Origin of the sequence: Candidatus Centipeda massiliensis (assembly GCF_900290285.1) — a bacterium.
Taxonomy (GTDB): domain Bacteria; phylum Bacillota; class Negativicutes; order Selenomonadales; family Selenomonadaceae; genus Centipeda; species Centipeda massiliensis.
In genome coordinates, this window is sequence record NZ_LT985754.1 from 585,731 (window position 1) to 612,480 (window position 26,750).

Sequence of the window (26,750 nt, forward strand, 5' to 3'; positions counted from 1 at the left end):
GCAGGTCATGTGGAATGCGTTCACGGAAACCTTGGCGGAACTGTATCGGCAGTATGAGAAAATCAACGCGCTTCAGGAGAAGAAGCGCGGTGTTCTCGTTGGACTCGATATGGCGGCACTGGAAAAGCTGACCGCCGAAGAGGAATTTCTGGCAAAGGCGGTACAGGAACTCGAAAAACAGCGCCTTGCCCAGCTGGCACAGATCGCAAAGGAAACCCCAGGGGTGACGGCCGACACCAGCATGGAGGAACTCGCCCTCCTCGCGCCGACCGATGCCGTTCATCGCAGCGTGCGCGCGTCGAGCCGCAGGCTGAGCCTCCTTGTCAAGGAGACGAAGGAGCGCAGCGATGCGAATGCGCTTCTCATAGAGGCAGCACTCATCGCGGTGAATCGGCAGCTCGGCAAGATCGGCGGCGCGGTCGTCGATCCTGTCTATGGCAGCACGGGCGGCGAGCAGGTGCGGCACCTCAAAAAGAATCTGGACTATAGGGCGTGAAGGGCGATGACGAATGAAACGCGCGAGGCACTCGTGCTCCTGAAAGCGCAGCTTGCTGCCTGTGAGGAGGCAGTGCTTCGCTTTGCTGCGCTTCGGAATGCCCTTTGCCAGAGTGCCTCCGGCGGTGGGCTGACGAATCCTACGGCGGCACTGGAACACAGCCTGCGTGAGGTGGGCGCGCTTACGCGCCGACAGGATGCGCTTTTGGAAACGATGCAGGGCACGAGTCTCACAGAGATCATTGCCCGCGAACCGAACCTGACGGAGCGGTTTGCCGTGGAGCGCGTCCTGCGCGCCGTTACGGCACGCCAACGTGAACTGCGCGAACGGATGCAGAGTTGCACGGAATTGCTGAATGCAAGCGCGGCATTTGTCAGCTATCAGCTCAACGTCATCTCCGGTACAGTTGCTGATGATACATACGGCAAATCACAGCCGGTAGCAGGCCCGAATGCGGGCATACGCCGTGAAATAGCGATGTTTGATGCGGATGTATAGGGAAAGAGTGAGGGATCTATGCGGTCAACATTTGCGGGACTCAATACAATGGTGCGGGGCATCCAGAACAATCAGCTCTCGCTCGACACCACGGGACACAATATCACGAATGCCTCTACGGAGGGCTACTCGCGTCAGCGTGTGGACTCGGCGGCGACGAACTATCAGGAGCGTGCTGCGCTGTACGGCAATGTCTACGTCGGCGGGGGCGTCGATGTCGTGGCGCTGAATCGTGCGCGCAATGTCTATGCGGACAAGCAGTATTGGTCGGAGAATTCGTCACAGAATCTCTACAAGACCTACAAGACCAACTACGACAAGGTGGAGACGATCTTCAATGACTCGAAGAAGACGGGCATTCTGAATGCCATGCAGCAGTTCTACTCCGCATGGGTCAACCTCTCCGACTACGCGAGCGATGCCGCTTCGCGCACGTCGGTGATCGCGAAGGGGAACAATCTCGTTGACCGCATCAAGACGGCGGCGAAGCAGCTGCAGGATCAGATTTCGGCGCAGTATGAGGAGACAGGGATCCAGCTCGGCAAGCTCAACAATCTCACGAAGGAGATCGCACGTCTTAATAAGAACATCATGCTTGCGGAGACCAACGGCGGCAAGGCGAACGATCTGCGCGACCAGCGTGATCTTCTTGTGGATAAGCTCTCCGAGATTACGAACGTCAATGTATACGAGGAGGCGAACGGTCAGTACACCGTCGTTTCCAACGGTATGTCGCTCGTGCAGCGCGAGCATTCGCTGACGCTTGAACTGAGCGAACCGATGAACAATCTGCAGTACGGCGTCTCCGATTTCTCCATCCGCGTGGTGGAGGCGGGCGGCATCGGCTATGTGCCGCAGAGCGGCATCCTGAAGGCGCTTTCCGATACGATTGTGCAGGACAAGGGGCATATCGACCAGCTCGCAGACATCTCTGCGACATTGCTCACGACGTTCAACGATGTGCACAAACTCGGCGTCGGCATTGACAAGGAGTCGAAGGGCTGGATGAACTTCTTCGGAAAGAACAAGTTCAAGTCCGCAACGGGGACGACCTACGACCAGATGCAGTACACATGGCACGTTGACCCGTCGACGGACGAACGCTATGTGCAGGCGGTGGGCGCGACTGTGACACGCACGCACACGGCAGGTCCGCCCGCGCAGACGACCGTGTCGACAGCGGCGGCGAGTGCGACACCAGAGGATCGGCTGCGCTCCATGCAGATCATCAATGCACTTCAAATCAGTGAGGAGCTGACCGCTCCGGGCGGACAGAATCTCGTCGCCGCGCGGCAGATTACGAACACGAGCGGCGCGAAGGTCACACCGACATTCGTCGGTACTACCTCGTCGCAGTACACCTATGAAGACAGTTGGGTCAACGGCACGGGCGACGGCACGATGGCGGTCGAGCTGAGCAAGCTCTTCAACATCGATGAGATGACTGCGACGAACCCGAAGGGGTCGATGAACCCGCGCGGTACGGAGCGTGCCGTCAGCAAGATCTCGATCAATCAGTACTACAACGGCATGATGAGTCAGCTTGGTGCAGACGCCGAGAACATCGACAAGACGCTCAAGCAGCAGGATGACCTCATGACGCAGATCGAACAGTGGCGGCAGTCGACATCGGGCGTTGACTGGAACGAGGAGCTGACGAATATGCTCAAGTTCCAGACGGGCTACGGTGCATGCTCGCGCGTGCTCACGTCGATGGATGAGATGCTCGATAAGCTGATCAACGGCACGGGCATGGTCGGAAGGTAAGGGGTGACAGAATGATACGCATCAGCAGCAATTATTCCGTACAGCGCTATCAGCGGGATCTGAACGCGCTTGACTATACGAAGACGCGGCTCATGGAGCAGGGCGACGGCAGCAAGCTCCACCGCCCTTCCGATGATTCTGTCGGCTACTCGCGCTATTTGCGCTACAATGTCTCCGAGGGGGAGAACAACCGCTATCAGGACAGCGTCAAGGCGGGTGTTTCGTGGATGAACTCCACGGAGAGTTCGCTTTCCGCGATGGAGGACATTCAAAAGACCTTTAAGGCGAAGACAATCCAGGCGGCAAACGACGATAAGGATGAAAAGGGCGGTGACTGGCCTGCGATTGCACGCGAGATGAAGGCGGGGGTCGAGCAGATTGTCTCCCTCGGCAATACCCAGCTTGGTGATCGCTATATCTTTGGCGGACAGGCCGATCTCAAGCAGCCCTTTTCCATATCGAGTCCCAATGACCCGAAGTACCGTGGTGTGGCAAAGACGCTCGATGACCGTCAGGCGAACTTTTTCAACGATGTGAGCAACAACAACAGTGCGGATTTCCTGCACCAAATGCTCTCACTTGATGGCACTGATGGCAATACCTATTATATGAACACCTTGAACGGTAAGATCTACACGAAGGAATTCGTGCAGGAAGGCTACAAGGATCTAATTGCGAAGGGGTACAAGACCGAGGCAGAGGCAATCGCCGCCGGTGAGACAACATCCGTCGGGAATGGCGGTGTGGGTCCCAACTTCATCAAAAACAATTTCAAGAATACCGGCGAGGTGAAAAACCCCGGATGGACGGCATCGGCAAACGGCACGACATTGAAATTTTCCACTGTGCGCCAGCAGATCGTCACCTACAGCGGCGATTTCCGCTACATCTCGATGGTCAAGCAGAACGGCTCGACCGAACCCACGGCGGATACGGTCAACAAGACGGGGGCGGATGTGTTCGGCCGTGACCTCTTCGATGACAAGAACTCCGGTAATGAGCCGTCGGGTACGGCAATGCTGAACAACATGTTGACCGTCCACGCGAAGACACAGGCGTGCGATGCCCACTGGCTCAGTTCCGACGGTGTGTCGCTTGCCGATGTTGCAAATCAGGTGACGCTGCAGGCACATACGGAAACGGGCGCGCGGTCGCGACTCTACACGGATATGAAGGACGTGCTCACGAATCATCAGGAGAACATCACGCGCGATATCACGGATGTCTCAGGCACGGATGTTGCGGAACTCGCGATGAAGATGATGCAGCAGCAGACAATCATGAGCATGTCACTCGCGATGGGGTCACGTATTCTGCCGCTCTCGCTTGTGGACTACCTGCGCTGATCGACTGCCTGTGGTGATTTCATAACGGGAAAGGATGCCCTTATGCCCATGCTTTATCTCAATACGCGCCATACCTTGCCGATGATCGGCCTTCGGATACAGCGCAACACGGTCGATGCCAGCATCGTCCAGCCACGCTACGAACAGCAGACGCAGCAGGCTCATGCTGGGCGTGGTATGACGCAGCCGAAAGTCTCGATTGACAGCTACCCGAGCCGCCACAGTTACGGCTATACAAATCATACGGATTTTGCGCGCGAAAACCTCGAGCGTGGCATGTCCGAGGTGCAGAAGGGAACCTCGAAGCACACGCAGATGGCGTGGGCGCTTGCCGAGGACGGACCGAAGCAGGGGCGACAGGTCGGCATTGAGTTTGCTAAGCGTGATATGGAGAATCGTGTCACGCGGCTCAGAACGCTTGTCGCCGCGCATATTCCGGAGCCGACCATCACGGTCGATCCGGGGCAGACGCACGGTGCGCCGGTGCCCGCAAGGACGACGCCGGACTGGCATACGGAGGGAAAAGCGCGCATTACGTACAAGCCCGGCAGCATCGAGACCTATCTGCAGCAGAAGGGCGACATTCATAGCTGGGTCAGCGAAGGAAAATATGATATACGTGCATAATAGGAGCCTTTGATGAAGAAGATTATGACGAGCCGCTTCGGCGAAATTGAGGCGGCAGAGGAGTCCATTATCCACTTTGCGGCGGGGATTCCTGCTTTTGAGGAGGAACGGGAGTTTATCATCATTCCATACGAGGAGGACAGTCCGTACGTCTTTCTGCAGTCTGTCAAGACGCCGGAACTCGCCTTTTTGATGACGATGCCGCTCACGTTCTTTCCGGACTACGAATTTACCATTGACGATGAGGTCGAGGCAGAGCTGGGACTCACCTCGCCCGACGAGGTGCTGATCTACACAATCCTCACCCTCTCGGGAACGGAGATCCGCGATCTTACGGCGAACCTCATGGCACCCATCGTCATCAATACCACGACGCGCAAGGCCAAGCAGATTGTACTTGAGCGGAGTGCGTACACGACGAAGCACCGCCTGTTCTCCGCAGAGAAGGAGGACAGGTAATGCTTGTACTCACACGCAAACCAAGGCAGCAGATCATGATCGGCGACAATGTCACCGTCAATATCGTGGAGGTTCAGGGCGATAACGTGCGCATCGCGATCGATGCACCGCGTCACGTCAAGATCTACCGCGGTGAGATCTATCGGGCGATCCAGGAGGAGAATCAAAAGGCGGCGGCAGCGACTGCACATGTTGATCTCAGCGCATTGCCCAAGGGGTGAAACGCATCGCTCAGGATCATCAAGGAAGAACCGAACGGGAACGTCGGATGCGTTTCCCATGACACATGGAGGGGTGTCTTATGACCGTAAAAAATGTTCAGGATGTCATGTTGGCGGCAGTTGCCGTCAGCGGAATGAAGGGCACGGACGTGCCTGAGGCAAATGTGCCAGAGAAGTCGGCTCAGACGATGGGGCAAGCGCCCGTGCAGGATGCTGCGGCGGCGGATGCCGCCACGGAGCAGGAGAGCGAAGCGCAGGGGGCGCAGTCCCCGCACGAGCCCCTCTCCGAGGAGCAGACATCGTTCATCACAGAGCAACTCAACGACATTATGCGCAATATCAATGTTGACCTGCAGTTCCAATACCACAAAGAGGTCAATGTCATGTCCGTGCGGATGCTCGACAAGAAGACGGGAGAAGTTCTGCGCGAGATCCCGCCCGAGTCGATGGTGGAGCACATGATCAAGGTGCATGACTGGATCGGCGCGTTTTTGGACAAGACGGCATAAGGCGGGACGAAGGAGGAAATTATGGCAGGAGCAAAAGGAATCTACGGGCTTTCCGGCTCGGGACTCGATGTCGAGTCGCTGGTCAAGGTCGGGATGATCTCGCAGCAGAAAAAATACGACCGCATTTATAAAAAGGAAGTCGAGACGGAGTGGCGCAAAGAAGCGTACGCGAACGTCTACGACAAGACCAATACGTTCAAAAGCCGCATGTCGGACTATCGTCTGAGTGCGATGACCAAGCCGATGACGACGACAAGCTCCAGTGCGGATGCTGTGACGGCAACGGCAAACGCGAATGCGGGCGTCATGTCCCACACCGTCGAGGTCACGCAGGCGGCATCGAATGCCTACTTGATGACGGCAACGGGGCAGCATGTGAATCGCGCCCATACCAGCGCTTCGACGAGCACCATGCTCAAGGATATTGCGTTCGCAAGCGGCACGAAGCCGGTCGGCATGGCAGACGGGGACACTGCGCTCAAGTTCAAGATCTCGAATGGGACGGGCAGTACCGAGGTGTCGTTCACGGCGGAGGAGGTCTTCACCAAGAATCTTACGCTCAACGATCTCGCGAACCGCATCAACAATGCGCGCTTCACGGACGGGAGCGGGAAGAAAACCTCGCTCGATATCCGTGCAAACTATGACACAGTGTCGGATGGGTTCTCCCTCTTCAACAGCAAGACGGGCGATGCGAACAAGATCAAGCTCTCGGTCGAGACGACAGATCCCACGGCGAACGACACGAAGACCCTGCTGAATAACCTGAAGCTCGGCGCGGTCAGCGGCGGTACGATCAGCCCTCCCCTCACGTATACCACGAGCGGAACGACGGATTCCCTCGAAACACAGGGGTCAAACGCGACTGTCAAGATCGATGGCCGTACCTACAGCAACCTGCAGGACAACAAGCTTGAGGTGAACGGCGTCACCTACACGTTCAAGAAGGCGACCACGACTGCGGCGCAGATTGACGTTGCGCAGGATCAGGACAAGCTCGTCGAGAACGTCAAGAAATTTGTTGAGGAGTACAACAATCTGCTGGATGAGCTCAACAAAATGTACAACAACAAAGGTCACAAGGACTATGGTGTGCTCACGAAGTCGCAGGAAGAGGGCATGACGAAGGATCAGGTCGAGAAGTGGAACGCGAAGGCGAAGGAGGGACTCCTCTATCGCGACAACTATGTCCGCTCCATCATTGGTGACCTGCGCGATGCGGTCATCAACCGCGTGCAGTCTGTGCCGGGACGTTACTCGACGCTCTCGTCCATCGGCATCACGGCAAAGAATCAGTCGGGACATCTGCAGCTGGACGAGAACAAACTCAAGGCCGCCATCGCGGCAGAGCCGGATGCCGTGAACCGCCTCATCTCCTACGATGATGAGAACGACGACTACGGCAACAACGGTGTCGCCTCCCGCATTTACAACAAGATCGGCGGCCGCCTCAAGGAACTCGAACGTCACTCCGGTGTCGCGGCGGACAAGACGGATCTCAGCGAGCTGGGTAAGCTCATCCAGAACTATGAGAAGCAGATGAGCGACTTCAAGCAGCTCATGTCCTCGTTCGAAAGCAAGCTCTACAAGAAGTACAATGCGATGGAGGAGGCGATCTCGCGTCTCTCGACGCAGTTCAACTTCTTTAACGGACAATGATGCAAGGGGGAACCCTATAATGGTAAACAGCGCTGCGGAGGCATATAAGAAGCAGCAGGTGATGACGGCAACGCCCGAGGCGCTGACGCTGATGCTCTATAACGGCTGCCTCAAGTTCATCAAGGAGGGCGTGGAACAGCTCGCGGAGAAAAACTACGAGGCATCGAATATCTCGCTTCAGAAGGCGCAGAACATCATCTCGGAGTTCCGCATCACGCTCAATATGGACTATGAGATCTCCCATCAGCTCATGCCCCTTTACAACTACGCTTACGACCGCCTAGTCGAGGGCAATATGAAGAGCGACCCCGCGATCATTCAGGAGGCCACCGACATTATGACGGAACTCCGCGATGCGTGGGCACAGGCGATGAAGAAGGCGCGCGAGGAGAAGGGGGCGCAGGGCATGGAAGGGAGCGGCGTCTATGCCGGATGAGTCCTATGAGGCGGCACGGACACTCTGGGAGAAGTACCGCGTCCTCACCCATGAACTCCTGAAATTCGTCGATGCGGATGAGATCGATACGTTTCTGGAACTCGTCGATCAGCGCGAGCACGTCGTCACAATGCTGAAGGATCTCCCATCGGATCCCTATCGACAGGATGCGGAGTGGGCGTCGCTTGAGGCGGAGCTGCGTCCGCTTGAGATGCAGATTCAGTACAAGGCGCGCGCATGGCTGAACCGTTCGCGCCGTCAGAACGCCGCTGTGCACAGCTATGACCTCACGGGAGCGAATCCGCTTGGCAGCCATCTCAATCGGCGGTACTGAGGTGCTGTGTCACATGCGTACAGGTAAGCCTTGACAAACGGCGGAAAAAAAAGTAAAATATTTCCAGTCAATTACTTAAGTATGTCGTCATCGTGACGATATACATTATGTAAGGCGATAATAAGCAAGCGGGGCGGCTGCCATGGAGGGCTAGCTAGCAGCCAATCAGGATAGACGCGTCACTTGCCTATTATACAGCGGGCACGGATGTCCGCACATACAATTCAATTTCCGGGAAATCCGGAACCACACCAGGGAGGAATTTACACATGGCAATGGTAGTCAAGAACAACATGTCGGCGGTCAACACGCTCAACATCCTGAACAAGAACCAGTCGGCACTTGCGAAGAGCCTTCAGAAGGTCTCCTCGGGCATGAAGATCAACAGCGCCGGCGACGATGCTTCCGGCTATGCGATCTCTGAGCGTATGCGCGTCCAGATCCGTTCGCTCGATCAGGACAACCAGAACACGCAGAACGGCAACAGCATGATGCGTACCGCTGAGGGCGCTGTCTCCAGCACGGTCGAGATCCTTAAGACCCTGAAGGAGAAGGCGATCAACGCAGCGAACGACACGAACACGGACGACGATCGCCGCACGATCCAGAAAGAGATCAACCAGATGGTTGACCAGATCGACGACAACGCACTTGCAACGTACAATGGCAAGTACCTCGTCGATGGTTCGCGCAATGCGAAAGGCGCTGCAACGTGCACGACGCTCACGAACACGGCACTCAGCACGGCAAACGGCTGGGGCTCGGGTCTGACTCAGCTTCAGAGCCGTACGAACGAGAGCCTCAACATCCAGTCGACGGATAACATCACGGTTTCCTACGTTCGCCAGGGCAAGACCTACACGACGACGTTCCAGGTTGGCAGCACGAACACGCTGACTGACATTCTTTCCAAGACCGCGTACAATGGCTCTGAGGGGCTTGTTGGTTCGACGCTCATGGGGGCTACATCGAATGCTGCTCTGATCGGCTATGACAAGGCAGGCAACAGCGTCTACACGGCAGATAACAAGACGGCGCTCTCGATCGAGGCAAAGGGGACAGGCACGACCTATCAGATCTCCTCGTTCACGCTCTCGATCACGGACAACACGGGTGCGGTTCGCAAGACGGCGAATACGGCGCTCGATGCATTTGGTGAGCGCATCCGCGCAGAGAACAAGTCCGAGGACAACGCACTTGTTCTCCAGACGGGCGTTAAGGCAAACCAGGCGATTAAGGTCAGCATGACGGATATGCGCTCGCTTGCACTCGGTCTCAAGGGCACGGATGGCACGGTTCTCAGCGTTCAGACGCAGGATAAGGCAAACGCTGCGATCAACACGCTCGATACGGCTCTCCAGAAGGCTCTTGACGAGCAGGCGAACATCGGTGCAATCCAGAGCCGCCTGAACTACACGAGCTCCAACCTCACGACGGCATCCGAGAACGTTCAGAACTCCGAGTCCACGATTCGCGATGCGGATATGGCGAAGGAGATGACGAACTACACGAAGAACAACGTGCTGCTCCAGGCTGCGCAGTCCATGCTCGCGCAGGCGAACCAGAACAGCTCCGCTGTCCTCTCGCTCCTCCAGTAATTCGGACATCGATTACTTACGGAACACGAGAACCTCTCCCTTCGGGGAGGGGTTCTTTTTCTTTGCGAAAAACCCTGTAATCGCGTATAATGGTTTAGGGAATCACTGATAAAATGAAGTCCGTCAGATTGGCGTAGATTTTTTCGTCCGAACAAGGCGGAAAACCGGACGCAGAGTGGTGCTCTGTGGAGGATTTTCCGCCGAAGTGCGGGCAAAAAAGATGCGTCAAGATGATGGTGCTGAATTTATCAGTGATTCCTTAGAAAGTCCTGAAAGGATGTGTGCGATGAAGCTCTCTGCCTGCTATATTGTGAAGGACGAAGTGGAGGAACTGCGCCGCTCGCTTGCAAGCGTTCATGCGGCGGCGGACGAGATCGTTGTTGTTGCGACGGCAGGTGTTGCGCGTGTGGCGGAACTGGCGGCAGAATTTCATGCGGCACTGTATGAATATCCATGGCAGGATGATTTCGCGGCTGCACGCAATGAGGCGCTGCGCCATGTGACAGGAGATCATGTCGTCTTTTTGGATGCGGACGAGTATTTTTTTTCTCCGACAGAGGTTCGCACTGGGATTGCTGCGGCTTTTGATGGGATGCCGCATGCGGACATCGTGATGATATCCCTGTGTAGCTTCCGCACGCCGGGGGTGCGGACGGATGCGATCTATGAGCGAGTCCCCCGCATCTTTCGGATGCCGGGGCTGCACTATGAGGGCTCGATTCATGAGCAGCTCGTGCGTGATGACCGAGCGGAACGTATTCTTGTGTACGCTGACGAACGTCTTGCCGCAGGGCATACGGGCTATCTTTCCGTGCGTAGTGACGCGAAGATTCGGCGCAACATCGAATTGCTCGAACGGGATGCGGCCGTGCATGGCTGGACGGCGAAGCACGCGTTCTATCTTGCGGACTGTTATTTCGGCCTCAAGGACTATGCGCGTACACTCGCCCTATCCGAGGAGGCACTGCGCAGCGACCGAGCGTTCATCGGCTATGAAGGGAAGATCTATCACCAGATGATCGAGTCCATGCGAGCGCTTCACACGCCGGACGAGAAGATGCTGCCGCTTGCCGAGGAGGCACTTGCACGCTTCCCACAGCTGCCGGACTTCTACGCTGAGCGCGGCATGATTCTCTGTGGTCTGGCACGCTACGAGGAGGCGGCAGAGAGCCTTGCGAAGGGACTGCAGATCTATGACCAAGTGGGAAGATCAACACGGGATGCGTCCTTTTTCAACGATGCCGTTGCGGCACGTGTCGCGGAGCGGCTTTCGCGTATTTATACGCATCTGGGGGACATGGAGCGGGTAAAATTTTGGTCGAAGAGGGAGCAAGAATACATGGGGAAGAATGCGGATGCGGAGGAAAAGACGCTGCTCATCTCGGCGTGCTATATTGTGCGCAACGATGCAAGACATTTGAAATCGTCCATCGAGAGCCTGCGGGATCAAGTGGATGAATTGATTGTACTTGATACAGGCTCATCGGATGAAAGTGCAGCTGTGGCAGCATCCCTTGGTGCAGTGGTTCATCATTTCACATGGAGGGATGATTTTGCCGCCGCACGCAATGAGGTACTCACATACGTGACGGGAGACTGGATTGTTTTCATTGACGCGGATGAGTTTTTTTCCGCTGAGACGCGCGGCAATCTCCGTACGGTGATTGAGGATGCCGCTGCGAAGGACCATGAATTGCTGCTTTTGCCGTGGCACAATATCGACGAGGCGTCGGGGGAAACGCTTCTGGATTCCTATGCGCCTCGCATCTTTCGCAGATGTACGGGACGGCACTATGAGGGGCGTATCCATGAGACCCTGCACGATGCGGACGGGAGCGCACCCGCGGTGCGCATTGTTCCTGCGGAACTGCTGACGTTGGTGCATACGGGGTATTCTGCGGTGCTGACACGGGAGAAGGGGGAGCGAAATCTGCGCCTTCTTCTCGATGAGCTGGCACAGACAAGGCACCCGGAACGCTGCTGGCGCTATCTCGCGGAGACGTATGACAATCTCGGCGATGAGCGGCTGGCGGAACATTATGCGCTGCTCGACATCGGTCGGGGGCGCCAGTCCGTCATCTATGCAAGCCGCTCCTATCGGATTCTCCTGCGTATCTATGGGGCGAACCCCATGCGCCGGGAAGAGCGTCTCGCCGTTGCGGCACAGGCAGCGCGTGATTTCCATGAACTGCCGGAGATGCACGCGGAGTACGCAGAGGCGCTCGCCGCACTGCACCGCTATGAGGCGGCGATTGCGGCGGGGGAGCGTGCCTTTGTGCGGGAGGAGCAGCGGGCGACGGACATCTCTGATTTTACGGAGGAGATGGGCGCGGAACTGCGCCGTCGGATGGCGGTCTGGGCACAGATTGCCGCACACGAACGGCAGATCAGCATCACGGCGGCGGTCTTTGTGCGCGATGACGCCCGCGATATGAAGACATGGCTTGAAAACACGGCGCTCTATGCGGATGAGCGGATTGTCCTCGATACGGGATCGACCGATGGTACGCGCACCATGGCAGAGGCGGCAGGCGCAGTGGTCGTGGACTTCCTCTGGCAGGATGACTTCGCCGCAGCGCGCAATGCCGCACTTGCACATGTGACGGGGGACTGGGCTGTGGTACTCGATGCGGATGAGTCCTTCTTCGATCCGTCCGAGCTGCGCGCCTACCTTGCGATGCTTGATATCGTGCGCCCGCACGTGGATGCCGTGCTTCTGCCGATTGTGCATGTCGATGAAGATGCGGGAGAGAAGGAGACGGGGCGTGCGCCTCATATCCGTCTCCTGCGCATGGGGCGAGGGCTGTATTACGAGGGGCGGGTGCACGAGGCACTGCGCAAGAACGGCGGTGACCTAAAACTCCACCACGAGCCGGCTGCCCTTGCAATTCGTCACGTAGGGTATTCCTCGGGGCGGATGCGCGCCAAGCATGAGCGCAATCTCATGCTGATGGAGCGGCACATCGCAGAGCACGGACTACAGCCCGGCGACTGCCGCTATCTCGCCGATACCTACTACGGGCTTGGACAGTATGCAGCGGCGCTCGCATACGCACGTGCGGCGATGGAGGAGGATGTCGTGTCCGTCGGCGCACAGAGTCATCTTTATCACCTTTTGCTCGATGCGATGGAGAAGGAGCATGTGCCGCTTAGGGAACAGATTACAGCCGCACGGGCGGCGTGTCAGGCGTACCCGCAGCTGCCGGATTTTCATGGGCGGCTAGGACTCCTGTGCGCGGCAGGCGAAAGCGGTGAGGCGCTGCCCGAATTGACGCGCGCGCTGGAACTCTATGAGCGCCCCATTGACACCAATGGAGAGGCCTCCGCATTCCCTGCGTGGGCGGGCGCAGTCTCGGCGGCACGCGCACGTCTTCTGGTGGAAATGGACGAGGCGGCTGCGGCAGAGGCGGAGCTCATGCGATCTCTGTCCCTCGATACGGCGCGCGAAGAGGCACTTGATGTCTATGTGGAGCTGCATCGCGGCATGGAGGCGGGGCAGCTGGCTGCCGCTCTGAATGATATGCTCGGCGCGGATGAGGAGGCACTTTCCTACCTCGTGCGCTTTGCAGACAGCTATGGCTGGCTCTCCTTGGCAGAGGCGGTACGCGCGGAATCTGCCCGTGCGTTGGGGAATGCCGTGTCGCCTCCCGCAATCTATGCGCATGTGCAGAAGCTCGCACCCGCAGAAGCGGGCGGATTTTTTGTCGGCACACTTGCGGGTCATGTGCGTGAGATTCCCGAGATTCTCCTGCGTTTGGAACGCGATCGGCATGTGGAGAGTCTGCATCTCTACCATCGTCTGCGTGCACTCCTTCCACGCGGCATACGTGCCTTTTGGCGGCATTATGACGAACCGGATGCTGTGCGATGCCCTGCTGACCGGGAGGGCTATGACCTCGTGCGGGAGGCGTTCGTTCACCATGCGGACGCAGAACAGGCGGAGCGCTTTCTGCACATTGCTGCAGGCTACGGCGCTGAGGTGCTGGACGCAGCGGCGCAGGCGTTTGAAGATGCGCAGCGCTGGGAGGGGGCACTCATTGGATGGACGCTTGCCGCAGCGCTGAAGGGAGAGACGGCGGACACTCTCTATGGCACGGCGCTTGCCGCACTGCATCTCGGAGGGCGTACGGAGGCGGAGGGAGCTCTCGCACGATTGCTTGCGCTCGATCCCGCTCATCGAAAGGCAAGGGAACTGATGGAGCTGATACGATGAAGATTTCGGCATGTGTCATTACAAAGAATGAGGCGGAAAATCTGCCGCGCTGGCTTGCCTCGATGCGTGTCTTTGCCGATGAGATGATCGTGGTCGATACCGGCTCGCAGGATGCGACGACGGAGATCGCGCGGGCGGGCGGAGCCAAGGTCTATCGTTTTGACTGGATCAACGATTTTGCGGCGGCGAAGAATTTCGCACTCGACAAGGCATCGGGGGATTGGATTGTCTTTACGGATGCGGATGAGTACTTTGCGGAGGAGTGTGCGCCGCGCGTGCGCCCCCTGATCGAGGAATACAGCGTCCGAGAAAAGTTCGATGGCTTTATTGTCCATCTCGTCAATATCGACATGGATACGGGGGCACTTCTCGGGACATCCGCCGATGTGCAGCGCATCTTTCGTCATGCACCGCACATTCGCTTCGTCGGGAGCATCCACGAGCATGTGGAGAACCTCAGCGGCGATACAGAGCGTGAGATGTCCGTCGCACCGGGGCTTGTACTCTATCACACGGGCTACTCACCGCGCATCATCAAGGGGAAATCGCGGCGCAATCTGGAACTGATCCTGCAGAGGAAACAGCGCGGAGAGCATAAAAAGCTGGACGAGTATCATCTCATGGACTGTTACTATACGCTTGAGGACTATCCGCAGGCGGCACATTATGCACGCCTTGCGCGGGACAGCGCGGATCGTCCCGCCCTTTCAGAGGATCGTCCGCACGCCGTGCTGCTTCAATCGCTCATCCTCATGGGGGCTCCCGATGCGGAGATTGAGGCGGTGTATGCGCAGGCACGCACGGCATTTCCCGAAAAGGCGGAATTTCCGTTGATCTATGGAACTTGGGCATGGGAGGCGGGCTATTTCGCGCGCGCGCGTGAGGCATACAGCGAGGGCGTCCGTCTGCATGAGATGTACTATCGTGCGGGAGACTTCTCAGGGCTCCTCGCGCCGGCTGCATATACACGCCTCGGAGAGGCGGCGGAGCTCACAGGCGATGCGGAGGGCGCTGCGGCGCTCTATGAGCACGCCGTCCGTCAAAACCCGCACCATGTGCCCGCGCTTGTATGTCTCATTCGTCTCCTTCGTGCGGCAGGCGCAGATGACGCGGCGCTGATCGAGGCACTGAACGCGCTCTATGGCGAGGAAGATGCAGCGTTTCTCGCCTCGGTGTTGGCGGGACAGGGCTGTCCGCTGGCGGCACTTTACTATGATCAGCGAAGCACTCTGAAGTTCCCCCTGCGGCGGCGCTTTCTGCTCGCGGGGGATGTGTGCTCGGCGGCGGCATCGCTGATCGAGGACTTGGAGCGGTCGGCGGCGCTTGCGGCAGCGCGTGAGGCGGCGTTCGCGCCGGAGCAGCAGGGGGCACTGGCGCTTCTTTTGCCGGATGCGTGCAGGGAGCTCTCCGCCGCCCCCGAGGCGCAGCGCATGATACGGCGCATCGGACGGCTTGCGGAGGGCGCGGTATGAGCACAGATCACATGGAGCGGCTGCGCGATCATATCTTTGCGGCCCTTGCATGCGGTGATGAGGCGGCGGCAAAGAAGGGGATCCGCAAGCTGCACCGCCATGCGCCCGCCGAAGCGGCGGGGCTCTTGACGGCACTTGAGATCGAGGCGGGACGTGCGCAGGAGGCACTGCGCACGTGGCGGGAATGTGCACGGCACGCGCCCCATGATCCCTATACGATCTTTCTGCGCGCGCGCATTCATCTCCTTATGGGAGAACGGTGTGCTGCGCTCGATCTCCTCAGCCCGCTTCTCGGCGCGGAGATGTCACCTGCTGTTGCAGAGAAGGTCTATAATCTCGCGGGGCAGTGCGCACGCTTTCTTGGGCGTGCGGCGGAGGCAGTTGCGTTCTACGAACGCGCACGGGATGCCGCACCCAATCTCGCATTACGTGCACTCAATGCGAGCAATGTCCTCTTTAATCGGCACTATCTCCCCGCGACACTTGCAGAGGACAGGCGTGCTGCGACGGAATACGGAGCCATCTTTGCGGGGGGGCGGCAGTTCTCACACGCATGGCATGCGCTTGGGAAGGAGCGTCTCTCCATCGGCTATCTTTCGCCCGATGTTCGGGAGCATGTCGTCCTTTCTTTTTCGTATGCTCTGATGACGGCGCTCGACCCTGCGCGCTTCGATGTAACGGTCTATGCGCTGAATGAGGAGGATTCCTATACGGCGCATGTGCGCAAATCGGTGGGGAACCTCCGCAACCTCGTGCGCCTTTCGACCGAGGAAGCAGCGCAGACGATCCATCGTGACGGCATCGACATCCTTGTCGATCTTGCGGGGCATACGGCGGGCAGAACGCTGCCGATTCTCGCCTGTCGTCCCGCGCCCGTGCAGATTTCGGGGATTGGCTACTTCACCTCGACGGGGCTATCCACCGTGGATTACTTTCTCGCCGACCCGATCCTTGCGGCGGGTGCGGCAGAGGAGGGCTTCACGGAGGAGCTGCTCGTCCTGCCGCATACGCATTTCTGCTGGCAGCCGCTGCATACGGCACCCGCACCTGTACATGTGCCCGCAGCGGGACGCTCCATCGTCTTTGGCAGCTTTAACAATTTTACAAAACTGAATGATCGCGTGCTGCAAACATGGGCGGAAATTTTGCGCCGCGTGCCGGGGAGCCGGCTGCTCTTTAAGACCGATGTCTTCTCCTACCCCGATGCACGGGAGGAGGCACTTGCCCGTATTGCAGCAGCTGGGATTCCGATGGATCGTGTGGAAGCGGAGGGCGCGTCGCGGGACTATCTGGCGGCATACCACCGCATGGATATTGCGCTCGATCCCTTTCCGTACCCCGGAGGCGGTACGACCTGCGATGCACTCTACATGGGAGTGCCTGTCGTGACGCTTGTGGGGGACAGCCTCGGCAGCCGCTTCGGTGCATCCCTGCTCGAAAACATCGGGGCGGGTGCGCTTATTGCACATACGGAGGAGGAGTATGTGGAACGCGCCGTTTCTCTTGCGGGCGATTCTGCGCTGCTCGATGCGCTGCATGCGGGACTGCGCGGGATGATGGAGAAATCTCCCGTGATGGATGCGGAGGGCTATGGCAGAGATGTCGGGGCAGCATACGAAGCCGTGTGGAAACGGTATGCGGAGCGCAGTGACGCGCTAAAGTCCCCTGCTGCTTATGACGATAGTATGAGTATGGATCTTGCGTCGCTGAAAGACTGTATTTTTGCGGCACTTGCGGCGGAACGCTATGCCGAGGCGGAGCAAAGTGCAGCTCGTGCACTTGCCGCAGGCGCAGAGGATGATATGCTCCGCTACCTCCACGCATACGCTGTCGAGCGGCAGGGCGATCTGCCCCGTGCAATGGCGCTTGCGGAGGACTATATCGCAGCGGGACGGACACCGCTGCGCCACGAGTTTATGCGTCTGCGTGCCGTAGTTGCCTATCGCATGGGAGATGTGCGTACGACGGAGTTCTACCGCCGTGCCTACGAGGAGGAGCCGGAGGATCCCTCTCTCTACAGCTCCATTCTGCTGGCGCAGAACGCGCAGACTGTGGATGAGGAGGAACTCTTTCGCGCACATCAGGGCTACGCGCGTCTCTTTGACCGCGTGCCGCGCTATACCGACCATGCGCCTCATGCACATGAGAAAATTCGCGTCGGCTATATCTCGCCGGACTTTCGCCGCAATGTACTGCAGCATTTCGTTCAGCCGCTCCTCATGGGCTATGACCGCGCACGCTTTGAGGTCTATGCCTACAGTACAACGGAGACGCCGGACGAGGTGACGGCGGCACTGCGCCCGCATGTGACCGTCTGGCGCGATCTGGGCGGTGCTGCCCCGGAGGAGATCGCCGCCCGCATTCATTGTGACGAGATTGACATTCTCGTTGATCTGGCGGGACATGCGGCGCACGGCGCGCTCCCTGTTCTCGCGCGGAGACCCGCGCCCGTGCAGATGATGGGACTCGGCTATATGGCGACCTCGGGGCTGCCGGAAGTGGATGCGTTTCTGACGGATGAGGCTTGTGATCCTGTTGGGGGGGCGAGCGAAAAGTACTTTACGGAGCGGCTGATCCGCCTGCCGAGCCAGTTTGTCTATGTGCCGCGTGCGGGGCTGCCCGCTGCGGCAGGGACACCCGCGAAGAAGCGGGGGCATATCCTCTTTGGGGTATTCAATCAATATCGGAAATTTACGGATGACATGCTGCTCCTCTGGCGAGAGATCTTGGAGCGCGTGCCGCAGGCGCAGCTGCTGCTGAAGTCCCAGATCTTCTTTGCCCCCGCAATGGCGGAGGCGGCGCGGGAACGCCTTCTGCAGATCGGTTTTGACCCTGCGCGTGTGATCCTCGAACCTGCGACGACGGACTATATGGAGCGTTACCTCGATGTGGACCTTGCTCTCGACACATATCCGTGGCCGGGCGGCGGCACAACCTGTGATGCGCTCTACATGGGGGTTCCCGTTGTGACGATGTTCGGCGCACGGCGCAGCACGCGCTTTTCATACGCTCTTCTGCAGCATGTAGGATTGGAGTCCTGCGCCGTGCAGACACCTGAGGACTATGTGGAACGTGCGGCTGCGCTTGCGGGGGATCTCGATGGGCTTGACCGCATGCACAGAGAGCTGCGCACACGGATGGAGCGGTCGGCGATCATGGATCAGCAGGGCTATATGAAGGCACTTGAGCGGGCGTATGAGGATGCGCTGCATCGCACTGATGAGGAGAGACGATGAAGAAAAAAAAGCATAAAACAAGGCACTGCACTGAAATGAAAAAGGTCTCTCGAAAGATTCGGCTCGGCTATCTCTCCTCGGACTTCGGGACGGGGCGGACGCGGGATCTGCTGCCAATGTACTTTTCTGCATACGATAAAGAGCGGTATGAGATCTATGCCTATCATGCGGGTGAGAGCGGAGATGCGGAGCCGTTTGCAAAGGAATCCACACTGCGCGAGATCGGCACGATGACATCGGAGAAGGCAGCAGAGATGATCCGCAGGGATCGGATCGACCTGCTCGTCGATCTCTCGCTTCGTACACCGTCTGACCACATTCGTGCGATTTTGGCGCAGCATCCCGCGCCGCATATAATCTCCCTTGCTGCGGACTGCCCCGAGGGGCTTTCCGACGTGCTTCCGCGGGTCGAAGGGGCAGAGGTTCTGCCATGGTGCTATACACCGTTTCGTCCGATTCTCCAATATGTGTACCGCGCGCCCCTTCTTGATATGGGGACACCGACGCTCGGCATTGTAGGCACGTGTACGCCAGAGATGGCAGAGCACCTGATGCTCCTCCTGTGCGATGTGCTGCGCCGTATCTCCAATGTACGCCTCGTTCTGTCCGCGCAGATCGCGGGGGCGCTCACGGAGGAGCAGCTTGCGCATATCGCAGCGGAGGGATCGGAGGCATCCGTGCTCGACCTCGTGGATGAATTGCCATACGATATGCTCGATCTCGTACTTGGTGTGGATGTCGATTTTATGGATGTGTGTCTGGCAGCGACGCACTCCGTGCCGCTCCTTGTGCAGGGAGCGGCCGTACATGGGCATAGCGCCGTCATGGTTCTTGAACGGCTGGGGCTTGCGCCCATGCGGGATATGGATGCGCTTGCCGATGCGGTCTGCCGCCTGTGCGCAGATCCTGCACGGCTTTCAGAATACCACGGGGCGCTGCATTGGCTGCTGTATGACCTCTTTGACGCAGGAGAGATTCTCTTTTCCGTGGAGCGCGCATACGAGCGAGTTTTGGCAGAGGATTGCGGGAGGGACGTGGACGAGCTGAATGTCCGCCTTGCGAATGCTGCCGCGCATAAGGACTGGCCGGCGGTGATCGCGGCGGCACACACGCTCGACGGTATGGATGCACTCACCGTGGAGCAGCGCATGAGTCTTGCGTGGGCGTATTTCTTTTTGGACGCAACGACTCTTGCGGGACGTTGGGCACTATTGGCGGAGGGAGTTTCGCGTGACCGCGAGGGTGCACGCCTCTATCTCTCTGTTATGGGGACAAATCCACCCGGCACAGAGCTTGAGATCGCTGCGCGTGCGCGTTATGGACTTGATCTAATCGCGGCGGGACTGCCCGCTGTGCCAGATGTCCGCGCGGCACTGTGCAACGCATACATGGTCAAATGTGCACTGCGTGAAGGCTCGGCAGCGGCGGCGGAGTTTATGAGGGTGTGCGCCGAGGAAGCAGATGCTCCTGCACAGCGGCGCTTTTATTACAGCGGGGAACTCTTCTGCCTGAATGCAGTTGATCTGCCCGCAGCAGAGGTCTACCGAAAAAGTACCGCCTACGGAACCCTTTTTCCTGATGCTCAGCCGTATACCCACACGGGGCGAAGAAAAAAGGAGAAGATCCGCGTCGGCTATATCTCGGGGGACTTTCGTGCACACGTCATGCAGTATTTTATCTGGCCGTTCCTGGCGGGTTTTGATCCAAATGACTTCGAGGTCTATGCCTATAGCCTCGGAAGGCCCGATCAGTATTCGGAGTTCTTTCAGACACTCGTGACGCGGTGGCGTGACCTCACTGAACACAGGAACGATCCTGCATACATCGCGCGGGAGATCTATGGGGATGAGATCGACATTCTCTTTGACCTTGCGGGACACACATCGGACTCGGGGCTTGCCGCTCTCGCGTGGAAGCCGGCGCCCATTCAGCTCTCGGGACTCGGCTATATGGCGACGACGGGGCTGCCTACCGTAGATTACTTCGTGACCGATCACTACTGCGATCCTGTGGGCAGCGGCAGTGAAGATGTCTATGTGGAAAAATTGCTGCGCCTTACGAGCCAATTCTGCTATAATGGATTTACGAATCTGCCCGCCTCAACAGGAACCCCCGCACGCACACGCGGCTATATTCAGTTTGCGTCTTTCAATCAGTATCGGAAGCTGCAGGACTCGATGCTGCTGGCATGGCGGGAGATCATGGAGCGCGTGCCGAGTGCCCGCCTTCTATTGAAGGACAGTGCTTATGGAAAGCGCGGTATTGTTCGAATGGTGCAGGAGCGTTTGCGGCGACTTGGCTTCGATCTGAGCCGCGTCACGTTTGAGGGATCGACACGCGACTATATGCGGCGCTATCTCGATGTGGACATTGCCCTCGATACCTATCCGTGGCCGGGCGGCGGAACCACCTGCGACGCACTCTACATGGGAGTGCCCGTGGTCTCCTATTATCAGGAGCGGCACAGCACGCGCTTTACCTACAGTCTGCTCGCCAACATTGGACTCTCCGATCTTGCCTCGGAGCGCATGGAGGACTATGTGGCGACGGCGGTGGCGCTTGCGGGAAATCTTGACCTTTTGGATGCCCTGCACAGGGAAATGCGTGACCGCATGAAGGCATCGCCCGTCATGGATCAGGAGCGCTATATACGTGAGATGGAGGAATGCTATCGTGCAATCTGGGCGCAGTGGGAAGCAGAGCAGGGCTGCCTTTGAATGCGCTTTTGCACGCGTGCAGACAGAACTCGCAGCTGGGCACTTGGAGGAGGGGCTTGCATGCCTTTCGGAAATGGTGCGTGCGAATCTCTTTCCCAAGGAACGCCGCTGCGAGCAGCACGAACTGATGGGACAGGTCCTCTACTGTCTTTCCGACCTCACGGCGGCACTTCCCCATTTGAAACTGGCGTGGGAACTGCCGCGTGCGGATCACACGGCGCGCCTTACGGCGCTCAGCAACTATCTGATGGATCTGCACTATGTTGATGGGATCGGAGATGAGGAGCTGTATGCAGCGCATCTCGTGTATGAGACGATGCTCGGTGATCTGCCGCAGTTTACGCATACCGAACGGTGCCGCAAAAAGCTCCGCATCGGCTATCTCTCGCCGAATATCACGGATCATGTCGTACTGAACTTTGTGATCCAGCTCTTCGCCGCATACGATCGCACACATTTTGAAGTGTATCTCTATGACATCGGTACGCTGCAGAGCGAGGTGACGGACTGGGTCGCGGGCATGGTGGACGGGTATGCCGATCTTTCGCAATGCAGCGCGCGGGCGGCTGCGGAGCGCATCTATGCAGATGAGATCGATATCCTCTTTGATCTTGCGGGGCACTCGGCAGGGGGCAGCACGCTGCGGATCGCAGCGCACAAGCCTGCACCGGTACAGATCTCGGGCATTGGGTACTTCGATACGACGGGGCTTTCAGCGGTGGACTACGTGCTCGGGGATCCGTATGTCGATCCACAGGGGATGGAGGAACGTTTCGCGGAACAGATTCTCCGTCTGCCCTATACGCATCTCTGCTTCACTCCGTCCGATCGGTTTCAGCCGTATGAGCATCTGCGTCGCGTGCCGCATGATCCCGTCATCTTTGCGAGCTTTAACAACTTCGCGAAGATTACGGACGGCATGCTCCGCCTCTGGGCAGAGATTCTGCGGCGTACGTCTGCGGCGCGACTTCTGCTGAAGAATACGCAGCCGAGCGAGGAAGTGCTTGCCCGAATGCGGATTCGTGCCGAGCGGGCAGGTATCGATATGGATCGCCTCACGCTGCGACCCGCGTCAAAGGACTATCTGCGGGACTATCTGGAGGTGGATGTGGTGCTCGACACCCATCCATATCCGGGCGGCGGGACGACCTGTGAGGCGCTTTTTATGGGACTGCCCGTCGTGACGATGGCGGGCAGCCGCCACGGGGCACGCTTTGGCGCGGGGCTCCTTCACAATGTGGGGCTGTCGGAGCTTGTAGCAGACCGTCCGCAGACGTACGTAGAATGTGCCGTCGCCTTGGGGACGGATATGGAGCTGCTTGCGGCACTGCACGCAGCAATTCCGCGTATGATGCGCGCCTCACCGCTGATGGACGGGACAGGTTATGTGCGTGCCGTGGAGGCGGCATACAAGATGGTATGGGAGCGATACCTCAATGAAGAAACGTAAGAAGATCCGCGCGGAAAACGCACGCAAAAAGCGTGCGCGGCGGGAAGAAAAACGTAAGGCGAAAGGGACGATGACGATGACAGAGAAGAAGATTGTGTCGACGGCGGATATTCGGCGTGCTATGGAGAAGAAGGAATATGCAGCGGTGATCAATTCGTTTGCCGACATGCTTGCACAGGGCAATCCGTCCGAGGAGTGCTTTGGGGATGTGGCACGCGCCTATTTCGAGCTGGGCGACTATACGCGTGCGGCAAGCTGGGTAACGACGACGCTTTCAAGAGATCCATCGAATGTAGCTGCGCGCATCCTGCTTGCGCGCATCTGCCAGCGCGAGAAACGCCCCGACGATGCGCTGAAGCTCTACGAGAATATCCTTGCTTCCCATGGCGCGGCCGTATCGGAGGAACAGGGGGCGGAGATCAAACGTCTCGCAGGTCTCGATGCGCGTCTCAATCCGGAGAAAACGCGCACGGAATACCCGCATCTCGCTGCATTCCTTGGGATGGGAGGAAAGCCTGCTGCTGTGATTCCTGCCGCGTCGGCTGCGCCTGTGCCGCCGGTTGCTCCCGCTGTGGTAGTGGAGAAAAGCCCTACGCCGTCTGCCGCTTCCACTGTTGCCGTGCATGCCACGCAGCAGGTGCGTGAGATCCTTGCACAGACGATCCGTCCCGTGGAGAAGGTGGAGGCACTGAACGCATTCGCAGGCGCGGCATACATTGCAGATGACTATGCTGGGGCAAAGACTCTCCTTATGGCGGCACTGGAGGTGGATCCCGGCTGCGATGATACGATCCGTAATATGGCGCTCCTCCTGCATGAGATGGGCGAGAAGGGCAAGGCACTTCAGATTGCGGCGAAGATGCGCAGGGCAGACTTCATGCTGCTGCGGGCACTGAAGTCATGAAGCAGCTCTCAATCATCCTCACAGTGACAGGAGACGGAGCATATCTGCGTGAGACGGCGGAGGCGGCACTTGCCGCTGCCTCCGCTCTTCGTGTGGAGACGGAGCTGATCGTCGCACTGCATACAGCGCGGGAAAAGGCGATGCGCAAGCAGCTTCGTCACCTGCCGTGTCGTCTGTGTGCATCGGACACGGCTTCCCCCGCAGCCCTCTGCAATGCTGGCGAACGCGCGGCGAAGGGACAGTACCTCCTCTTTTTGGAGGAGGGCGTGATCCTCACAGAGGAGGGGCTGCGAAAGATGCTCGAAACCCTCCTGCTAGATGATGAGATTGCTGCGGTCGGCCCCTTCTGCAACCGTACAAATTTCGCATGGCAATACATCAATGCGGAGGCGATGGAGGAGCAAGGGGAGCATCCGACGGACTGGGTGCGGACGACATTGACGGGCGCGACGGAGAGCCTGTTCCTTGAGGGCTTTGCGCTGCTCGTTCGCCGCTCTGCCTTTCAGGCGGTGCAGGGCTTCGATGAGGCGTTCACGGGCGGCGGTGCGGATCTCGACCTTTCATTTCGGCTGAAATACGAGGGATTTCATCTCCTGCGCGCCCCCGTTTATCTTGCGCACAGGGCGGCGAACAGCTGCGAACTCTACGACATGGTGCGCACAGAGGCGCGACCGCTCCTCATGGAGCGGTGGGGCATTGACATCGGTCTGCCCGAAACGATATTGCAGGAGCTGCTTGGCGGGATTGTGTGGGCACATGACCTGCCGCTGATCCGCGCAACGGCGCGCACTGCTCTCTGCAAGGCACCACTTGTGAGCATCATGATCCCGACGTACAACCGCCCCACCTATTTCCGTGAGACGCTCGAGAGTGCACTCTCCCAGACCTATCCGAACATCGAGGTGATCGTCTGCGACAACTCCACGGATGACCGTACCGAGGAACTGATGCAGGCGTATCGGGCGGATGTGCGTGTGCGCTATGTCCGCAACAGAGAGGCAAAGACGAAGGAAGAGAACTTTATGCCGTTCGAGCATCTCGCGCAGGGTGAGTACCTGCAGTGGTGCATGGACGACGATATCCTTCTGCCGGACAAGATTACGCTCATGGTCGATGCCTTTCTCTCGGAACCGACCGCCACATTGGTTACGTCTGTACGCGGGGTGATTGATGGGGAGGGGCGGTATCTCGGGCAGTGGCAGGCACCACCCATCTATGGACGATCTGGATGTTTCGCCGGTGCCGTCGTTGGTCGCTCCACACTCAGGAATATGGCAAATTTTTTGGGTGAACCCTCTGCCGTTCTCTTTCGCCGGTGCGATCTCGTGCATCACTACTGGCGTGCACAGGCGCGTGGCTATCTGACCATCTCGGATTGTGTTATGTGGCTGGAACTCCTTGAAAAGGGGGATGCCGTTATCTTCGCACGGCCACTCAGCCTCTATCGGCGACATGAGGGACAGGAGGGCGTTCGGGCGGATACGCTGGTACTCAGCCGCATTGAGTGGCGGCGCCTGATTGAGGAATACTGGCGGCGGCGCGTGTTCCTGACCGAGGAGGCGGATTACCGTACCGTCATGGATCTTCTGCTGGGATCGGATCGGGAAATGATCGAGCCGTTGCTGGCGCAAGTATCTCCCGAACTGCGCAGAACCTATGAGACGAGCGCCTCGCTACTCCATATTATCCTTATGAATCGTGTTGAGGGGTGTGCGTCCATTCGTCTGGATGCACCGCTGAAACTGCTTGTGGAGCGGGGTTTGATTTCTTTGAGCGGATGTACACAGGAGGGCGGCGATCCTCAGATTGCACTCAGCGATGTCATGGATCAGCATGACAGCATACTGTTGATGGAACGTCGCCATATTTGGTGTCGCTCGGACAGGAAAGACGTGCTTCTGGCGCTTGCGGCGCGCGGCAATGTCTTCTTGCAGGAGTTTGATGATCATCCAAAGATCCTGAAAGAAATTGCGCAGGAGGGGCACTTCACCTTCCGCGCTGTCTCTGCCATACAGGCTTCAACGAAATATCTTGCTGATTTCCTGCGTGAGTTCAATCCCCATATCTATCTCTTTGAAAATCAGCTTGCCTCTCTGCCCGAGCAGCGCATCTACAACATGAAGAATGAACGCGTGACGATCTTCTTTGGCGCGCTGAACCGCCGCCCGGACTGGGAGCCGCTGATGCCCGCGATCAATGCGGCGATTCGCCGTTACGGCGACCGGCTGCATTTTCATGTCATCTCCGATCATGCCTTTTATGAGGCTCTTGAGACGGAGGAAAAAGACTTTGCGGGCGGCGTACGGGATGCCGCCATCATTGCCCCGTATGAACGCTATACTGCAGCACTGCACGATGCAGACATAGCCCTCCTGCCGCTGCGGGATACAGAGTTCAACCGCGCCAAGTCCGATCTGAAGTTCATAGAGGCGGCGGGGCATGGTGCGGTGGCGCTGGCTTCGCCTACGGTTTATGCGGAAACGATGCGCGACGGTGAGACGGGGCTGATCTTCCGTAGCCCCGAGGAGTTCGCCGAAAAACTCGATCTGCTGATAGAGCACGCTGATCTCAGACGAACCCTTGCGGAGCATGCCTATCGCTATGTGGCAGAGCATCGCCTGCTGGAATATCATCTGGACGACTACATCGCCGCCTATCAGGAGATGTTTGCGCGGCGAGAGGAGCTGGAACGCGACAGACGCGCCCGTATCGCGAAATTTTTCCCGCATTTGTAGACGGCTGTGGGAGCGGCGAAAGATAAGGAAACACGGATAAAACAGAGAATGATGAAGGGGCAGGGATCTCCTG

General features: G+C 58.3%; 19 protein-coding genes. All 19 read left to right on the forward strand.

The features are described from left to right. The first annotated feature begins 7 nt into the window (after window positions 1-7). The 19 genes from C8273_RS02805 (at window position 8) to C8273_RS02900 (ending at window position 26,677) form a co-directional block, all read left to right on the forward strand. Complete coding sequence (locus C8273_RS02805; RefSeq protein WP_106626295.1) at window positions 8-496, forward strand: flagellar protein FlgN; 489 nt, start codon at window positions 8-10, stop codon at window positions 494-496. 6 nt (window positions 497-502) lie between these two features. Next, a complete protein-coding gene (locus C8273_RS02810) occupies window positions 503-994 on the forward strand; it encodes a hypothetical protein (protein WP_106626296.1) in 492 nt (163 codons plus the stop codon). Window positions 995-1,012: 18 nt separating this feature from the next. After that, the gene (gene flgK / locus C8273_RS02815) at window positions 1,013-2,761 is read left to right on the forward strand and encodes a flagellar hook-associated protein FlgK (RefSeq protein ID WP_106626297.1); all 1,749 of its coding nucleotides are present in this window, start codon (window positions 1,013-1,015) and stop codon (window positions 2,759-2,761) included. 11 nt (window positions 2,762-2,772) lie between these two features. Then, window positions 2,773-4,107: a flagellar hook-associated protein FlgL gene (gene flgL / locus C8273_RS02820; protein WP_106626298.1), complete on the forward strand. Its 1,335-nt coding sequence runs from the start codon at window positions 2,773-2,775 to the stop codon at window positions 4,105-4,107. A 42-nt stretch (window positions 4,108-4,149) separates the two neighbouring features. Then, the gene (locus C8273_RS02825) at window positions 4,150-4,734 is read left to right on the forward strand and encodes a DUF6470 family protein (RefSeq protein ID WP_106626299.1); all 585 of its coding nucleotides are present in this window, start codon (window positions 4,150-4,152) and stop codon (window positions 4,732-4,734) included. A 12-nt stretch (window positions 4,735-4,746) separates the two neighbouring features. Then, entirely contained in the window at window positions 4,747-5,193 is a 447-nt protein-coding gene (fliW, locus tag C8273_RS02830; RefSeq protein ID WP_106626300.1) for a flagellar assembly protein FliW, read from the forward strand. Beyond that, complete coding sequence (csrA, locus tag C8273_RS02835) at window positions 5,193-5,414, forward strand: carbon storage regulator CsrA (RefSeq protein WP_106626301.1); 222 nt, start codon at window positions 5,193-5,195, stop codon at window positions 5,412-5,414. Before fliW ends, csrA begins: the two co-directional genes overlap by 1 nt. 80 nt (window positions 5,415-5,494) lie before the next feature. Next, window positions 5,495-5,923, forward strand: coding sequence for a flagellar protein FlaG (locus C8273_RS02840; protein ID WP_106626302.1), 429 nt, complete (start codon window positions 5,495-5,497; stop codon window positions 5,921-5,923). Window positions 5,924-5,944: 21 nt separating this feature from the next. Next, a complete protein-coding gene (gene fliD / locus C8273_RS02845) occupies window positions 5,945-7,582 on the forward strand; it encodes a flagellar filament capping protein FliD (protein WP_106626303.1) in 1,638 nt (545 codons plus the stop codon). Window positions 7,583-7,601: 19 nt separating this feature from the next. Continuing rightward, entirely contained in the window at window positions 7,602-8,018 is a 417-nt protein-coding gene (gene fliS, locus C8273_RS02850; RefSeq protein WP_106626304.1) for a flagellar export chaperone FliS, read from the forward strand. Further along, entirely contained in the window at window positions 8,008-8,352 is a 345-nt protein-coding gene (locus tag C8273_RS02855) for a flagellar protein FliT (protein ID WP_106626305.1), read from the forward strand. The genes fliS and C8273_RS02855 overlap by 11 nt, the downstream gene beginning before the upstream one ends. Before the next feature lie 269 nt (window positions 8,353-8,621). Then, complete coding sequence (locus C8273_RS02860; RefSeq protein WP_106626306.1) at window positions 8,622-9,950, forward strand: flagellin N-terminal helical domain-containing protein; 1,329 nt, start codon at window positions 8,622-8,624, stop codon at window positions 9,948-9,950. Window positions 9,951-10,236: 286 nt separating this feature from the next. Then, window positions 10,237-14,163 (forward strand): glycosyltransferase, encoded by a 3,927-nt coding sequence (locus tag C8273_RS02870; RefSeq protein ID WP_106626307.1) that lies wholly within the window; start codon window positions 10,237-10,239, stop codon window positions 14,161-14,163. After that, window positions 14,160-15,635, forward strand: coding sequence for a glycosyltransferase family 2 protein (locus C8273_RS02875; RefSeq protein ID WP_106626308.1), 1,476 nt, complete (start codon window positions 14,160-14,162; stop codon window positions 15,633-15,635). The genes C8273_RS02870 and C8273_RS02875 overlap by 4 nt, the downstream gene beginning before the upstream one ends. After that, window positions 15,632-18,871: an O-linked N-acetylglucosamine transferase, SPINDLY family protein gene (locus C8273_RS02880; protein ID WP_106626309.1), complete on the forward strand. Its 3,240-nt coding sequence runs from the start codon at window positions 15,632-15,634 to the stop codon at window positions 18,869-18,871. The genes C8273_RS02875 and C8273_RS02880 overlap by 4 nt, the downstream gene beginning before the upstream one ends. Continuing rightward, window positions 18,868-21,588, forward strand: a complete 2,721-nt coding sequence (locus tag C8273_RS02885) for an O-linked N-acetylglucosamine transferase family protein (protein WP_106626310.1) — start codon at window positions 18,868-18,870, stop codon at window positions 21,586-21,588. Before C8273_RS02880 ends, C8273_RS02885 begins: the two co-directional genes overlap by 4 nt. After that, on the forward strand, window positions 21,545-23,038 hold the full coding sequence (locus C8273_RS02890; protein ID WP_407695396.1) for an O-linked N-acetylglucosamine transferase, SPINDLY family protein: 1,494 nt from the start codon (window positions 21,545-21,547) through the stop codon (window positions 23,036-23,038). The genes C8273_RS02885 and C8273_RS02890 overlap by 44 nt, the downstream gene beginning before the upstream one ends. Continuing rightward, a complete protein-coding gene (locus C8273_RS02895; RefSeq protein ID WP_106626312.1) occupies window positions 23,025-23,942 on the forward strand; it encodes a tetratricopeptide repeat protein in 918 nt (305 codons plus the stop codon). The genes C8273_RS02890 and C8273_RS02895 overlap by 14 nt, the downstream gene beginning before the upstream one ends. Next, entirely contained in the window at window positions 23,939-26,677 is a 2,739-nt protein-coding gene (locus tag C8273_RS02900; RefSeq protein ID WP_106626313.1) for a glycosyltransferase, read from the forward strand. The genes C8273_RS02895 and C8273_RS02900 overlap by 4 nt, the downstream gene beginning before the upstream one ends. Window positions 26,678-26,750: the final 73 nt, after the last annotated feature.

Excerpts from the sequence above, each read along its gene's own strand:
- C8273_RS02805 (WP_106626295.1), top strand. The coding sequence starts at position 8 with ATGTGGAATGCGTTCACGGAAACCTTGGCGGAACTGTATCGGCAGTAT.
- C8273_RS02810 (WP_106626296.1), top strand. The coding sequence starts at position 503 with ATGACGAATGAAACGCGCGAGGCACTCGTGCTCCTGAAAGCGCAGCTT.
- flgK (WP_106626297.1), top strand. The coding sequence starts at position 1,013 with ATGCGGTCAACATTTGCGGGACTCAATACAATGGTGCGGGGCATCCAG.
- flgL (WP_106626298.1), top strand. The coding sequence starts at position 2,773 with ATGATACGCATCAGCAGCAATTATTCCGTACAGCGCTATCAGCGGGAT.
- C8273_RS02825 (WP_106626299.1), top strand. The coding sequence starts at position 4,150 with ATGCCCATGCTTTATCTCAATACGCGCCATACCTTGCCGATGATCGGC.
- fliW (WP_106626300.1), top strand. The coding sequence starts at position 4,747 with ATGAAGAAGATTATGACGAGCCGCTTCGGCGAAATTGAGGCGGCAGAG.
- csrA (WP_106626301.1), top strand. The coding sequence starts at position 5,193 with ATGCTTGTACTCACACGCAAACCAAGGCAGCAGATCATGATCGGCGAC.
- C8273_RS02840 (WP_106626302.1), top strand. The coding sequence starts at position 5,495 with ATGACCGTAAAAAATGTTCAGGATGTCATGTTGGCGGCAGTTGCCGTC.
- fliD (WP_106626303.1), top strand. The coding sequence starts at position 5,945 with ATGGCAGGAGCAAAAGGAATCTACGGGCTTTCCGGCTCGGGACTCGAT.
- fliS (WP_106626304.1), top strand. The coding sequence starts at position 7,602 with ATGGTAAACAGCGCTGCGGAGGCATATAAGAAGCAGCAGGTGATGACG.
- C8273_RS02855 (WP_106626305.1), top strand. The coding sequence starts at position 8,008 with ATGCCGGATGAGTCCTATGAGGCGGCACGGACACTCTGGGAGAAGTAC.
- C8273_RS02860 (WP_106626306.1), top strand. The coding sequence starts at position 8,622 with ATGGCAATGGTAGTCAAGAACAACATGTCGGCGGTCAACACGCTCAAC.
- C8273_RS02870 (WP_106626307.1), top strand. The coding sequence starts at position 10,237 with ATGAAGCTCTCTGCCTGCTATATTGTGAAGGACGAAGTGGAGGAACTG.
- C8273_RS02875 (WP_106626308.1), top strand. The coding sequence starts at position 14,160 with ATGAAGATTTCGGCATGTGTCATTACAAAGAATGAGGCGGAAAATCTG.
- C8273_RS02880 (WP_106626309.1), top strand. The coding sequence starts at position 15,632 with ATGAGCACAGATCACATGGAGCGGCTGCGCGATCATATCTTTGCGGCC.
- C8273_RS02885 (WP_106626310.1), top strand. The coding sequence starts at position 18,868 with ATGAAGAAAAAAAAGCATAAAACAAGGCACTGCACTGAAATGAAAAAG.
- C8273_RS02895 (WP_106626312.1), top strand. The coding sequence starts at position 23,025 with ATGAAGAAACGTAAGAAGATCCGCGCGGAAAACGCACGCAAAAAGCGT.
- C8273_RS02900 (WP_106626313.1), top strand. The coding sequence starts at position 23,939 with ATGAAGCAGCTCTCAATCATCCTCACAGTGACAGGAGACGGAGCATAT.